Source organism: Enterococcus sp. BSD2780061688st2 D3, from assembly GCF_005844145.1.
GTDB classification, from domain to species: Bacteria; Bacillota; Bacilli; order Lactobacillales; family Enterococcaceae; genus Enterococcus_B; species Enterococcus_B durans.
The window spans coordinates 29,195-44,694 of the sequence record NZ_SPHN01000015.1 but is presented as its reverse complement, the minus strand read 5'-3'; the positions used below and the strand labels follow the sequence as shown (position 1 = coordinate 44,694).

Here is a 15,500-nt window from a genome sequence, read left to right as displayed (position 1 = left end):
CGTGTGTTCATGTTCCTTTTAGTGATTCCTCGAAAGACAAAAAGACCGTGAGACAAAAACAAGAAATGCTTTTGCCTCACAGTCTAAACATGCACAAATGATGGAAACAGGGCAACGGCTTTGAAAATAAGTCAAACTTATTTCTCAGAGTTGAATCCTGCTATTCCACCCTTCTAAATTTATTTTTCGTGTTGCTTTCTTCGTAGATAAGTGGCTCCAATGATAACTAGAACAAGGATCACCCCTCCAATGATCATGATCATGCTTTTAGTCTCACCAGTTTTCGGATAATATCCTTTTCCAGATTGCTGGTGCTTGGTAGACTGATCCGGTTTGATTGATTGATCCGGTTTGATTGATTGATCCGGTTTGGTCGATTGAGTCGTTCTACTTGGAGTATTCGCACTATTTTTTACTACTATCTCCATTTGTTTGGGTTTACCGTTGTGTTTCGTTGGGATCGTAAATCCAACTAGCTTATCTGACAATTGGTAGCCCTCTGGCGCTTTAGTTTCTTTAAAGAAATACTTTCCAGGTGCCAAATCGTTTAGCGCTAGTTTTCCTTCCCCGTTCGTCTTAAGTTCTTTACGCAAGACTGTTTCCTTGCTATCAAGTAATTGAAATTCCGCATTCGCCAAATATTTGTTGCTATCCTCAGCGTCGATTTTTATTAGTTCAACTCCGCCTTGATAGTTTACAAAATTAGCAGTCACTGCCGCTGGCTTTCCTGCCGATGTTGTATCAATGGTAAATGGTAACGGTTGGGTGTTGAGCATGTACCCATTTGGCGCTTTGGTTTCGACAAATTGATACGCGCCAGGAGCAAGATTTTTAGCTGTAACTTTCCCATTCTCATCAGTCACTAAATTTGTTTGGACTGTTTTTCCACTACTTGTTTGGACTTCAAAGATAGCATCTCGTAATAATTCCCCAGATTCAGATTTCTTTGTTACTGTCGCAGTTCCTTGATAATTGATCAATGCTTTGCCATCATTCAACTGGATTGGTGCCTCATTGCCAGTTGCTATTTGAGGAATTTCAAAAGCAATTTCTTCCGTATTCAAGTAGTAGCCTTCTGGTGCTTTGCTTTCTTTCAATTTATACTTCCCTGGGGCTAGGCCAGTTAGATTCAACTGTCCATTATTATCTGTAATATAAGATTTTTGATTCCCATAATCACTAAAATCACCTGTATTTAGTTTTGCATGTTGCAAATTGAACTGGGCACCAGCAAGAGTTTTACCTGCCTCATCGGTTTTCTTCAATACGGCTGAACCTTGGTAGTTTTTTAGCGTCAATACGCCATCTGGGACCACTTGATCGTTTACGAAAACATTTCGTGTATTGTCGGCATTTTTCTTTACTTCAAAATCGATCGGTGTTTGATTGATTTGGTACCCCTCCGGTGCCATTGATTCGCTGATTTGATATTGGCCGTCGCTAAGACCTGATAAATCTACGCCTCTTTCTCGCGCTGCAAAAGTCTGTACGGAAACATAATTTGGTGCTTCTTTAGTTCCTTTATTTTTTAACAAACTAAATAATCCGCCAGATAGTGGCTTCCCTTCTCCATCTGTTTTATTAAAAATTAATTTGATTGGTTCATTTTTAATCAAAGTAGTCAATGGAGTGCTGTCCGTATTGATCGATACTTTTTTTCCTACTAGTAGCTCAGGAGAAATTGTATAACCTTCTGGTGCTTCGATCTCCTTGACAGAGTATTCATATATTGGGCTAGTAGCAATCAAATTACCAAATATGGCCATTCCTTGCTTGTCTGTTGTTACTTGGTAAATGATATCGGATTGGTTGGTCTTAGTATTTTTTCGTAGCAATTGTAAAACAGCATTAGGAACGACTCCCCCTTGCCCATTTTCCTTTTGAACAATGATTTTTCCTTTTGTTCCATACGCTAAACCATCGGACTCTTGAATAGTCACTTGAACATCTTTCTTTGTGTCTTTCCCAGGTAATTCAGCACCCTCACTTGAAATGATGGCATCATTAGTGACCGTTTCAGTTTTAGATGTAAAATTCGGTTCAGTTTCATAAACCAACACATACGGTTTTTCGATTACTCCGTTTAAAAACTCGTTCTCATGATTTGGATCCTTTTTTTCTTTGATACCGGACATATCTACAGTAAATGTTTGTTGTCCTACAGTCGAGTCAGTATCGATCTGAACTTTGTATTGATTGGTCGGTACGGGCTGATCTGGCTCCACAGTGATCGAACTGCCCGTTCCTGAGTATTTTCCTGTATAAAGTTTGAAGCTGCTTGCTTTTATGAATTGATTCGCACTTGGTTTGTCTTCAACTTTAACGTTTGATAGCCATGATTGATTTGGATTGATCACCAATTGCCAATCAACTTTACCAGTTTGTGCATTGTATTTTCCATCTTTTAAAATAGATTGTCCGCCGAACGCCACGGAGACTGAAGCGGGTAAATCTTGTTTAATCCCCTTGACATCAACATTTGCCACATTGCTATACGTAGATTGATCGTACACAATCTGATTTTTCAAAGATGTTTTGAACTGGATCTGAAAGACCATTGGAGCCCCTGTCACGTTCCAGCCTTGAATGTACTCTTCATCTGTACCCAGATCTATAGTTAATGTTCCTTGGTTCTCGCTGGTTGGTGCTGGGTCAGTTACTTTAAGATAGTTTTTCCCCACCTGATTGCCTTTATAGGGATCACTGGTAGTTGCCTGAAACTGCCCGTTATGATTGATTGTTCCTCGTGTTACCTCTAATGAATTCGGTTCATAGACTTGATTTCCAGTGATTGGGTCATGAAAATAAATTCTTGATACCCCTAAGTTATTATAGTTGGTCACGATCGTCCATGTGAATTCTTTCGTTGCTGGATCATAGCTGCCAAACTTCATTCCTTGTTGTGTTTCTTGAGTGTTTGTTTTAAACTCTGCACTGCTGGAAGCTTCATAGGATTCACCGTTATTGTCAAAATTAACTTTGATTGTATTCGCATAATTAATACTCGTATTTGGGTCTTCGAACTCTTCATTAAACTGATTATAGGAGACATAATATTCCATTTGGAACTGATGTCTCGTCTTTGCGTAGCTGTTTTGGAATTTTATCTTAAAATCCGTATATCCTTTTTGAGACTCAGTTAAATGCACAGAAAGAACATAGTCAGCTGTAGTTTCATCCCCTATCATGTTCAGTATATTTCCATGCACATCCAAAAATTGGACTGCTCCTGTCAAAATGTGATCATTTTCTGAGACATCACGGATGATCACCCCATAGTCTGATTGCTTGTCTGGTACTTTTACTTTAGTTGGAAAAATTACATACCCCTCATCTGTGTAGCTCATTGTATCAGTAAAAAGGGCATTTTCCAGTTCATACTTATTTTTATTTATATCAACCACATAGTGAGCTGATTTCCTTCCTACATCAAGTGTTGGTTTATTTTTGATGATTACTTGTTGTGTAGGGTTCGCTTGGACTTCTGCCGATGAAGAGAGATTTTCAGTCCGTGCCTGATTCGTTATCTTTATACCAGAGTTGTCTGTGACGATTTTATTGACCTTTGTTTTGTAGGTGATATTGATTGCTTTTTCAGCCTGTACATTATTTTTAAATGTCACTTTAAATGGATTATTGGTCGTGTCAATTGTATAAGCACTCGGATCAATTGGTGCGCCATTGACTGGAGTACCATCACTGTCAAAATTGACCTGGTAAATAGCAAAGCTATCCGGATCGACATCCATATTTGCCGAATACGTGTCTGAGATCACATTGTCCGCTGTTAATTCTTTTTGACCATAGTTGTAACGAATCAGCCAACTATAGACTTGTTCGACAGGATCATAATCAGTTTTAACTTTTTCTAATGCTTTTTCATAAGTAAGGTCGACAGAAGCCGAAGCTTGTAGATTCGTTGTATCTGTAGTTAATTCCACGTTGTTTCTTATTGTTAGCTTTCCACCGTCACTGGGTTTTACTGAATCTTTGATCGTTGTAGTATAAACGATGCGGTAAGGTTGTTGGATAGCCATATTGAATTGAATCGAGCCATCATTCTCTACTGTATATTGTTTTGGATCAAGAGGTATCGTGTCTACTCCCACCACGTTTCCATCAAAATCCAGATTCAACGGATAAACAGAAACTGCGCCTTTCTCCTGTTTATCAAATACCAGTTGATCAGGAAAATGTTCACGTATCAATGGCTTAGATAAGTCGCTATAATCTTTGTTGAAGTCTATATCCCAAATCACTTTATCTGGACTATTTACTCTATCTGGATGACCTGCTTTACTAAGAGAGGCTCCACTAGATGGTTTTATTATGAAAGTAGCAGGTGGGATATTCGTTTTACTCGGATAAGTGATCGTTGTCTCGCCTGGTTGAGTGATTTTCTTTTTATCAAAATGTACATCAGCTGAAACTGAACCACTGCTGGCTGGCAAAAACTCCATACTGTCTTGTTTCGTAAAAACAATACGCAATTTTTGCGTATTTGCATCAAACTCGTAAGTACCATAGCTATTTTTATTCTTATCCAGTAAATCTCCTTTTGGTGAAGGGTCCCTGATTTCTAATCCTTGTGGAAAATCCATCTCGTAATAATCACCAGGCATCATTTCAGTTCGGACAGTATCAGGAATCTCAAAGTCCAATTGAAACACAACGACTGAATCGATCGTTGCTGGGTTAGTCTCAGTTGTCAATTTAATTTTTTTCACGAAGTTGTCACCAGGAGCATACTTCTCAAATAATTCATCCATTTGTTTAGAATCCTGTGTTGCTCCAGCATCTTCACTCTTTGTTTCGGGTGAAAGGACTGCTTTATTCACATTCTTACTTTGATTACTACTTGCGTTTTTAGTCCGTTCAGTGGTTGCCGTTGTTTGAGTGTCAGATTGACTATTCTCGGTTGACGTTTCTTTGGTTTCGATTGTCTGTGTAGTAGACTCTGTTTCTTTTGGCAAGTTTAATTGAAATATTTTTTTATCTTTTTGATAAAAATCAACCGTTCGATTTGGTCCGCGTGTATTCGTCCCTAGTAAAACAAGCCGGAAACGGTTATCGCCTTTACTTAGTTTATTAAAATCTAATGTAAATTGGGTACCATTTTTCGTTGTATCAACCGTATACTTTCCGATTATTTCTTTTTGGTCATTCAGGATATTCTTCTCTTCATCTTTGGCATCTTTCAATACAAATAACTTAGCCATTTCAAAAGTGATCGCTTGATTGTTTTCAGTAGAACTAGTGATATTTCCGACTAAATTCAATGCTAATTCATTCTTCTCAGCTGTACTAACAAACTCACTTGCTTGATCAAACTGAAGGTGATTCTCGACGGGAATACTTTCTTCAGTACTTGATGACTCTTTAGTAGGAGGAACAGATTCTGTCTGCAGTGTTTTTGGGGTATCACCTGATGTAGAATTTATGGTTTTTTCACTTGCAGTAGTAGATACTCCTTCTCCGTTTTCCATCGCTGTTGCAACGATGGGTGTGAAAAAATTACCTAACAAACTGAATAACATCATAGAATAGACAAACTTTTTCATTGTAATTACACCTTTACCTTTCTAATTACTGAGTTGTTCAATTGTTTGTGGAAAAAAGCAACAATACACCCACTATTATTATCCTTAAATTTTGTTAACTATACAAATAATAACACTTGTTTCATCTACCTGATCTATTTTTGCTGAAGATGATCCACCACTTATTTTGACTGATTAAAAGACAGTGTTGCATTGTATCTATGAATCAAATTTACGTGTGGACACTCAAAAAAGGGGTTCTATAATTTATGGGACTGAAGAATCAATTTTGATTCATCAGCCCCATTGTTCATTTTAGATATTAAAAAAACATATCGTTCCCTAGTATGATTAAATCATGACAAAATAAAGGTTCTATAATATTCGGAGTTGTTACTCTTAGGAGTAGGAACGCCAATTATTTTTATAACAAAAAGACATCTGGTTGTCCTATAATTAAATCGCTGAACCCAATCATAGGAGGAAAACCAAATGTCCACTAATAAGAATATCAAAATGAAAGAAAAAAGCATAGACAAAATGATCAAACAACTACTAAATATTAAAGATTCGAACATTTCTTTTTCTAACGGCAAACTGGAAGGTAAAAACAACTTGATCAAAGTCATCAAAAGAATCGCATTTGGCTTTAGAACGTTTTGTCATCTTAGAAAGAGAATTCTGATCCAACAAAATCTTTACGAGATCATTTAATTACACAAAAAAGGAAACGCCGAAACGTCTCCTTTTCATGATTTAATTCAAAACAACACTATTTGACTTAGAACCTTTTATTCATATAGAAAATTAGAATACATGGTCTGCCAAGCGAATTTTGGTATTGGCTTCTTCTACTTCGAACCCATCATCTTTCACTTGTGCTTTTGATCCGATTTTTTCTGCAAAATTCATTTCAATATCAGGGCGGTATGAGCGCTCTACATTGCGTACAAAATGTAATTTTTTGATTCGTTCTTCTGTTTGATCGAATGTTTCTTCGTTCAAATAGATGACCACGTATTTCATTTTCCTTGAAACATAATGAAGCAAGCCAAACTTCTTGAGATTCTTTAGTTGTTTCAGGCTATAGACCCAGACGATCAGTCCACGTCGCTTCGTTATTTCAAATTGATTGTTTTCTGTTTCCATGACAGTTTCCTCCACATCCAGCATGTCTTCCTTTTTCAAAGAAAGGATTGCCTGCATCGATCTTGATCTCCGAAGAAACAGCTTGTGCAAGCTCTCGACTGATTTCATCGAGTATATTTTGAAGTTGGGTTTCTTGTATCCGAAAGGCGGCGACTGAGTCATTTAAATCAAGTTGTCTTTTGGCTTTTCTAACAGCCAAATACGTTTCTTTGTACCCTGGTGCGTACTCTTTGTAGGGCGCAATCTTTTCATAGTCTTCTTTTTTTTTGAAGAAATCAGCTTTTAACTTCGCAACTTCTTCCGATTGCTCCATCTGTTTTTTTGTTTTCATGTATTCGCTCATTGTATGACTTTCAATGATACATTTCGCCAAACGTTTACATTGATCTTCTAAAACAAATAATTCTTCATTGATTATCACTGCTATCGCTACTCTCCTCAACTTCTTCTTGCATCAAGACTATCATATTTTCTTTAGAAAAAGCAATTCCTAACTGATCAGGGGAATCAAGCAAGAAACGATCATGATAGTATGGATCGCTATACAAAAATAAAAAAGTGAACGTTGGATCGATGACAGGGTGAGTAAATACACCATTGACATGCTGTAATTTGCCTTTTCCTGTTAACTTATCCAGTTCGTCTTTGGCTAGGGTGAATTTTGTAGCCGTTTTTGCACTACCCAATGTTTGCTTCCATTCTGCTAACCGATCTTCTGAAAGAAATTCTTCTGGCTTTTTCAAATAATCGTGTAGTAATAAATTCGTTTTATCGGAAAAATTGATGTTTCTTCGATAGAGTGGTAAATCATCTTGTTTTCTCAAAGAATTCAACAAAATAAAACTTTTATTTTCCTTTGCTTGATTGATTTCTTCCCAATCTGCATCATCCTCTAATTGATAATGAGGTAACCCTTCACCAAACACTTGATAAGGCAACAATTTGAGTAAACTATCTTTACTCAAATATACTACTGAGAACAAATCACCTGTACTTTGATCAAAAAACAAAATACCAAAAGTCTGATTGTCAAAGGCGAGCAGTGGTCGATAATTCATATCCTCTTCCATCAGCTCAATACCGACTTCTGTATCTTGATACTCAAATGTGAAATTTGTATAAATGGTCGTGATATCCGTTAAATCTTGCATCGTCATACCAAGCGTAAAAGGTGCGATCGTTTCATGATCTGCTTTTAATACTTTGACGGCTTCTACTTTATCATCTTGGATATTTGCTTCGAAAGACCATTGTCCTTGGGTATCCTGATAGTATCTAGTTTCAAAGCCAAATCCAGAAGTTAAGCGATCATATGGTTTTCCAAAATGCTGTTCTAACTCTTCGATTGGCTTTCCGATATAGGTGGAAAAACCAGTTGCTTTAAGCTCCTGGTATTTCCACGTCGTCATCTGGTTTTGTGTCTGTTGTTCTTGGCTTTTTTTTGCCTCTAGCACGGGTGGGAACAATACCGGCTGCATGTAGAATGCGACGATCACTGATAGCAATATCAAGATAAATAATCCTAGCCGTTTCATGCTGACCCACCACCTTTATTTTTCAGTCACTTCGATCAAGAGGTCACCTGACGCAATCGAATCACCGTTTGCCACATAGATATGGGCAATTTCTCCGTCAAAACGGGCTTCGATCGCCGTTTCCATCTTCATCGCTTCTGTGATCATCAAAGTGTCACCTTTTTTCACTTTATCGCCTTTTTTCACTAACACTTCTAGCACAGAACCTGACATCGTTGCTCCGATTTGTTCGCGATTCGTTGGTTCAGCTTTCAAACGTGTTTGAACTGAACTGATGATCGAAGTATCCTTGATCAGTATTTCGCGGCGTTGACCATTCAGATTGAAGAACAACACGCGATTTCCTTCAATATCTGGTTCACCGATCTCATCCAACCGAATGATCAAGATTTTTCCTCTTTCGATTTGGACATTCACTGTTTCACCCAAGCGAATCCCTTGGAAGAACGTTGGTGTATCTAATAAAGTCACATCGCCAAATTGATTGTATGCTTTTTGATAATCTAAAAAGACTTGAGGATACATCAAGTAGCTCAAAACTTCTTCATTTTTAGGCTCATAACCGATTTTTTCAGCTAACTCATTTTTGACTTGTTCAAAGTCGACTGGTTCAGCTAAAGCACCTGGACGGACATTGATTGCAGGTCTTCCTTTCAAAATGATCTTTTGTAATTTTTCAGGGAATCCGCCAACTGGTTGTCCCAACTCACCTTGGAAGAAAGTGACAACTGATTCTGGGAAACTCAAGGTGTCTCCTTTTTCATAGATATAGTCTTCCGTCAAATCATTTTGGACCATGAATAACGCCATATCCCCCACCACTTTTGATGACGGTGTTACTTTAACGATGTCACCAAACATTAAATTGACTGTGTGATACATCTTTTTGATTTCATCCCATTTGTGTCCTAGACCGACTGCTTTTGCCTGTTGTTGGAGATTTGAATATTGTCCCCCTGGCATTTCGTGCATATAGACTTCTGTTTCAGGGGCGTTCAACCCATTTTCAAATGGTTTATAGTACATGCGTATATCTTCCCAATAATGGTTCAATTGTTGTGCATTTTGGATATTGATCTCAGGTAAGCGAGGACCATTGACTAACGCATAATATAAACTGCTCATGCTCGGTTGACTCGTATTTCCACTCATCGCACTCATGGCTACGTCGACAATGTCCACCCCAGCTTTGGTTGCTGCTGAATAGGTGATGATTCCATTTCCGCTAGTATCATGTGTATGCAAATGGATCGGTAAATCAGTTGTTTCTTTCAATTCACTAATCAAACGATAGGCTGCCTGAGGTTTTAATAATCCAGCCATATCTTTGATTGCTATGATATGCGCCCCTAGTTGTTCAAGCTCTTTTGCCATATCTTTATAATATTGCACATTGTATTTTGCGCGACTTGGATCGTTGATATCGCCAGTATAGCAGATTGCGGCTTCTGCGATTTTCCCTGTATCTCGGACTGCTTGAATACTTTTTTCCATTTGAGGTGTCCAGTTCAAGCTGTCAAAAATCCGGAAGACATCAATTCCTTGTGCCGCCGCTTCTTTCACAAATTCCACTAACACGTTATCTGGATAATTCGAGTATCCTACTGCATTCGATCCTCTGAACAGCATCTGCAATAAAGTGTTAGGCATCAAGGAACGGATTTTTCTTAGTCTTTGCCATGGGTCTTCATTCAAAAAACGATAGGCCACATCAAAAGTGGCGCCTCCCCACATCTCACTTGAGAAAAGTTCTGGAAGTCCCTCTCCTGTTAAACGGGCAACTTCTTTGAAATCTTTTGTCCGTACTCTAGTTGCCAATAAACTTTGATGCGCATCTCTAAAGGTCGTATCAGTCAGTAGCAGATTTTCTTGGTTCTTGATCCACTGGACTAATCCATCAGCTCCCTCATTATCTAAAACATTTTTTGCTGTGAGATACTCATCCCGAGTGATCAGCTTTTTAGGTAGACGTGGTTTGTCATAGAATGGTTTTTCCCCTTTTTTGATTCCAGGGAAGCCATTGACAGTGATTTCACCGATGTATTTCATTGTTTTATTGCCACGGTCTCTCAAACGAGGAAATTCAAATAGTTCTTTTGTATTATCAATAAACGTTGTTTTTGCATTACCGGATTGGAACACAGGATGAGAAATAACGTTTAACATAAATGGAATGTTGGTTTTTACTCCACGAATCCGAAATTCTTTCAGACAACGTGTCATTTTTTGGATCGCAGTGTCAAAATCAGCTGCATGCGTACAAACTTTAACTAATAAAGAGTCAAAATAAGGAGTAACGACATAACCAGAATAAGCATTACCGACATCTAAACGGACGCCGAATCCACCTGGAGAACGGTAAGTATCGATTTTCCCTGTGTCAGGAAGAAAATGATTCAACGGGTCTTCTGTCGTGATTCGGCACTGGATCGCCGAACCATTAAGCTTGATCCCTGATTGTTCTGGCAAACCGATTTCTTTGTGCAGATCTTTTCCTTGTGCAATCAATAATTGTGTCGTTACAATATCGACATCTGTGATCATTTCAGTGATCGTATGCTCTACTTGCACTCGAGGATTGACTTCGATAAAGTAAAAATCGTCTCCTTCAACCAAAAACTCGACTGTTCCAGCATTGACATAGCCCACATGTTTCATCAATTGGACAGCAGCTTCACAGATCCGCTGACGCTGTTCTTCGTTCATGGACACACAAGGTGCGACTTCTACAACTTTTTGGTGGCGTCTTTGAACAGAACAATCTCTTTCAAATAAATGGATCACATTGCCATGCTTATCTCCAAGGATTTGGACTTCGATATGCTTAGGGTTCGCTATATATTTTTCTACATAGACTTCATCGCTACCAAACGCTGCTTTTGCTTCGCTTTTTGCACGTTCATATCCTTCTCGAGCGCTTTTTTCATCATGAGCGACACGCATCCCACGTCCGCCACCACCTAAAGCTGCTTTGATCATGATTGGATAACCATAGCGTTCGCCAAAATCTAGTGCTTCTTCTACACTCGCAATCGGACCATCTGTTCCAGGAATCGATGCGATCCCAGCTTCGATCGCTGCTGCTTTTGCTTTGATTTTATCTCCAAAAATATCAAGATGATGTAAATCGGGACCGACAAAAGTGATCCCCTCTTCTTTACAACGTTGTGCAAAACCTAAATTTTCAGATAGTAATCCATATCCTGGATGAATAGCATATGCTCCGCATTGTTTTGCAATCGAGATGATCCCTTCAATATCTAAATACGCATCGATCGGTTTTTTCCCTTGTCCAATCAAATATGCTTCATCTGCTTTGAACCGGTGCACTGAATACTCATCTTCTTCAGCGTAGATACCAACAGTTTTAATTCCTAATTCTGTGCAAGCACGGAACACACGTACCGCAATCTCTCCTCTGTTAGCAACTAAAACTTTTTCCATCGAACCACTCCTACATCTTTTTTAGTATAAACCTAAGCTTTTTCTTTTCTCATCTGCACTGATATTCAATACAAAACCAATACAGATCGAGAGCATCAAGAGACTAGAACCGCCCTGACTCAAAAATGGGAAAGTAATACCTGTCAATGGGATAACACCAGTGATCCCTCCAAGGTTTACGAACACTTGAACTAAGAACATTGCTCCGATCCCGATACACAATAATGAATTGAATGGATCTTTTGAACGCGTCCCTACTAAAATGATCCGAGTGATCATAAAGAATAGTAGAGCAAGGATCAGGATCCCCATGATAACACCTAGTTCTTCTACTACGATCGCGTAGATGAAATCGGTTTGTGCTTCTTGTAAGAAGCCTTTTTTCTGGATACTATTCCCTAATCCTCGGCCAAATAGACCGCCGTTGAACATCGCATAATAGCCGTTGACCATTTGGTGCCCTCTATTGAGTTCATCGGAAAAAGGATTCTGAAAAATAGCAAAACGATTATAGATATATTGCAATCGTTCAGGAAGAAATTTCCCGTGAGTGATATTGACTAGCCAGATAGTAAACACACTTAAACCAACTCCGCCAAATCCAACGATCAATGTATATACATAGTTGATACCACTTGCTAAAAGCAAAACCAACGTAATCAAAAAGATGACAGTTGCGTTCCCAAAATCGGGCAAGATTGCAACGATAGCCGTCAATACCAATACCAAAGCAAGAGGTCGTTTGACCGTGCCGATAAAATCTTTTTGGATGCTGTATTGTCGTTTGGAAAGAGTCCAAGACAAATACCAGATTGCGATGATCTTTAAATACTCTGCAGGTTGGATCGTAAATCCAGCGATCTGAATCCATCCTTTTGCACCATTGATCTCTTTACCAAAAAATAAAACGATCAAAAGTAAAATCGTCAGCACAGCGATTGCTGCCATGATCAACCGCTGATTCTTCAAAACATCGGTTTTCATTTTGTAAAGTAGCCCGATTACAATTAGACTCAGGACCCAAAAAATACTTTGATTAAAAAATGATGCGGAAGGGCTTGTCCCGTTTTCCATTAATAAATATGATGACGAACTATAGACCATGATCAATCCCAATACACATAGAATCAAATATGGGATCAATATGCTATAGTCTAATAAATGCCTTTTTTTAACTTTCTTAGGCAAGTTTACTCCTCCTTGCCAATTTCTTTTTTATCATAATTTTCTTGGTAAACTTCACTATATAAATGGTTCAGTTCACGCTCTAATTCACTCAGCAATAGCTGACCTTCTGTTTTTTCGACTATCCCCACACGTATCGCAAAATTGACTTGTTGTGAGAATCCATACATTTGCGTATCCACTACTTCTTCAAAAGCTTTACATTGCGAGATACATAAGCTGTTTTTTTGATTTTTGATCAAGCGTTTGATCCGTTCAGCTTCATCTTTCAATACTTGGACTGCAAATTCATTTGACAGAGAATCCATCTACGCCTACCCCCATTCTAAGTTTATTTATTATAACATACTTAAAAATCCAACGGGGAAAAATCACGGTTTTCGTAAGGTGATTTTCCCTTTTTTTATCCTTTTGTTTTGCACGATGGACGCACTTTTCATTTTTCGCTTTGTGCTTCTTTGATAACGGCTAGGAATGCTTCTCCGTATTTATCTAATTTACTTTGACCGACACCTTTTATTTGCAGAAATGCCAGTCGGTTTTGTGGTCTTTGTTGGCTCATTTCCTTTAACGTCGAATCAGAAAAAACGACATATGGTGGAACACCAGCTTCAGAAGCTAAGTCTGTTCGCAGTTCTCGTAATGCTTCAAACAGACTGTCTGCAGCTTCATCTGAAAGTTGAACTACTTTCTTTGGTTCTTTCTTAAATACTTGTTTTTTTCCAGTAAGAACAGCGATACCTGACTCTGTGACCTTCAAAACGGGGTACTCTCCACTCACAGAGAGCAAGTAACCACCAGAGATAAGGAATTCGATTAGCTGCAAGATATCTTTTTGCGCGTATTTCTTTAATAAACCGTACGTAGAAAGTCGATCAAATCCGAAGTTTTTCACTTTTTGCTCCTTCGATCCAGCTAACACTTTCATCAACATCTGCTTCCCATAGTTTTCGCCCATTCGTTTGATACAAGATAAAACCATCTGTGTTTCCTTCGTAACATCGATCAACTCTCGATCATCTAAACAGTTACCGCAACGCTCGCAAGGTACACCATCTTCTCCAAAATAAGCTAAGATATATTGCTGCAAACAATCCTCAATGTAGACATACTCGGTCATAGCTTTTAATTTTTCATATTCTTTTTGCTTTTGATAATCTTCCCGTTGTGATTGCTGGATAAAAAATTTCTGGATCTGGATATCTTGCGGTGCAAATAACAAGATAGCATCACTTAGAAGACCATCTCTTCCCGCTCTACCTGCTTCTTGATAATACGCCTCCAAAGAACCTGGTATTTGATAATGGATGACAAAGCGGATATTGCTTTTATTGATCCCCATTCCAAAAGCATTGGTAGCCACCAATAACTCTACGCGGTCGTACAGAAAAGCTTCTTGCATTTCCGTCCGTTCCCGTTCACTCATGCCACCATGATACCTACCAGCATTGAAACCAAACTTTTTTAATAAATGATAGATACGGTCAACTTCTTTGCGTGTTGCCGCATAGATGATGCCGGATTGTTTCTGATTCATACGCAGATATTCGACCAAATATTGTTCTTTTTTTTGATCCTTGATTACTTGCAACCGTAGATTTTCGCGAGCAAACCCGGTTTGGATATGATTTTTGACCGGAATCTTTAAAAGTCTTTTGATGTCTTCGGCTACAGCTATCGTTGCAGTTGCTGTTAATGCAACAATGATCGGCCGTTGGATCAACTCATTCAACTTTTCTGCCATTTGAAGGTAACTAGGACGGAAATCATGCCCCCATTGGGAAATACAATGTGCTTCATCAATGGCAAGCAGTTGGACATTCCAATGTTGCATCGAACGAATGAAATCTGGCATGATAAAGCGTTCAGGTGCAACATAGAGCAACTGGATCTCCCTCTGTTCAAGTTCTTGGAAACGTCTTGCTGTTTCATAGCCATTCAACGAACTATTGATAAATGTTGCAGCTATCCCTAACTGGTTAGCCGCATCTACTTGATCTTTCATGAGGGATATCAAGGGTGAAACAACGATCGTCAAACCATCTAGCATCAATGCTGGCAGTTGATAGCACACCGATTTCCCACTTCCTGTCGGCATGATACCCAGCACATCTTCATGTTCCATCACTTTTTGAATGATTTCCCTTTGCCCTGGGCGAAATTCGTCATAGCCAAAATATTTTTTTAGTAATTCGTTCATCTTATCCCTACTTTATACATATTTTAAGAAAATGATGGCAATATTTCATTCATTTAAATAGATTACGCAAGAACTATTTTACTTCTCGTTGTCACTCAGAACAACCCTTTTATCCGTGAAACAAATCGCATTTATGAAACATCAGAGAGCTTATTTTGAGTTTTTAAAAAGTCTTTTAATAGACTTTTTCCGTTATTTCGTGTGTTTTTCTCTATTTCTAAATCTACTTCTCCACAGAAATAGCTGAGCATAATCACCACAATCGAATTTTTAGAATAAACTATTTTCTTTCCATGCTAGGTGACACATTAGCTGAAACGCGCACTTCATCACGCCCTTTGATTTTTGCAGCCTCTTTGTAAAATAGCATAGCTAAAGGCTTTTTATCCTACTTAGTCGACAGTGATAGCATCAATTACACACTTGTTATCTTAAGCATACCAAAAA

9 protein-coding genes are annotated in these 15,500 nt (G+C 38.4%); 1 reads left to right on the top strand and 8 read right to left on the bottom strand.

Going from position 1 to position 15,500, the window contains the following annotated elements:
* Positions 1-179 precede the first annotated feature (179 nt).
* Complete coding sequence (locus FGQ66_RS11650; RefSeq protein ID WP_138302481.1) at positions 180-5,561, bottom strand: SpaA isopeptide-forming pilin-related protein; 5,382 nt, start codon at positions 5,559-5,561, stop codon at positions 180-182.
* A 489-nt stretch (positions 5,562-6,050) separates the two neighbouring features.
* On the opposite strand from FGQ66_RS11650, the gene FGQ66_RS15305 reads away from it, so the two are divergent.
* Entirely contained in the window at positions 6,051-6,254 is a 204-nt protein-coding gene (locus tag FGQ66_RS15305; RefSeq protein ID WP_270779343.1) for a transposase, read from the top strand.
* A gap of 93 nt (positions 6,255-6,347) precedes the next feature.
* Here the strand turns inward: FGQ66_RS15305 and FGQ66_RS11640 are convergent, their stop codons facing one another.
* From FGQ66_RS11640 to recQ, 7 genes are all read right to left on the bottom strand, one after another.
* Positions 6,348-6,689 (bottom strand): YlbG family protein, encoded by a 342-nt coding sequence (locus FGQ66_RS11640; protein ID WP_005876514.1) that lies wholly within the window; start codon positions 6,687-6,689, stop codon positions 6,348-6,350.
* On the bottom strand, positions 6,664-7,110 hold the full coding sequence (locus tag FGQ66_RS11635) for a YlbF/YmcA family competence regulator (RefSeq protein WP_113845482.1): 447 nt from the start codon (positions 7,108-7,110) through the stop codon (positions 6,664-6,666). The genes FGQ66_RS11640 and FGQ66_RS11635 overlap by 26 nt, the downstream gene beginning before the upstream one ends.
* Entirely contained in the window at positions 7,097-8,224 is a 1,128-nt protein-coding gene (locus tag FGQ66_RS11630; RefSeq protein WP_005876510.1) for a CAP-associated domain-containing protein, read from the bottom strand. The genes FGQ66_RS11635 and FGQ66_RS11630 overlap by 14 nt, the downstream gene beginning before the upstream one ends.
* Positions 8,225-8,239: 15 nt before the next feature.
* On the bottom strand, positions 8,240-11,668 hold the full coding sequence (locus FGQ66_RS11625; protein ID WP_138302480.1) for a pyruvate carboxylase: 3,429 nt from the start codon (positions 11,666-11,668) through the stop codon (positions 8,240-8,242).
* A 21-nt stretch (positions 11,669-11,689) separates the two neighbouring features.
* Entirely contained in the window at positions 11,690-12,856 is a 1,167-nt protein-coding gene (locus tag FGQ66_RS11620) for an FtsW/RodA/SpoVE family cell cycle protein (protein WP_005876506.1), read from the bottom strand.
* Positions 12,857-12,858: 2 nt separating this feature from the next.
* The gene (locus FGQ66_RS11615; protein ID WP_005876504.1) at positions 12,859-13,161 is read right to left on the bottom strand and encodes a DUF1507 family protein; all 303 of its coding nucleotides are present in this window, start codon (positions 13,159-13,161) and stop codon (positions 12,859-12,861) included.
* A gap of 128 nt (positions 13,162-13,289) precedes the next feature.
* Positions 13,290-15,053, bottom strand: a complete 1,764-nt coding sequence (recQ, locus tag FGQ66_RS11610; RefSeq protein ID WP_138302479.1) for a DNA helicase RecQ — start codon at positions 15,051-15,053, stop codon at positions 13,290-13,292.
* Positions 15,054-15,500 lie beyond the last annotated feature (447 nt).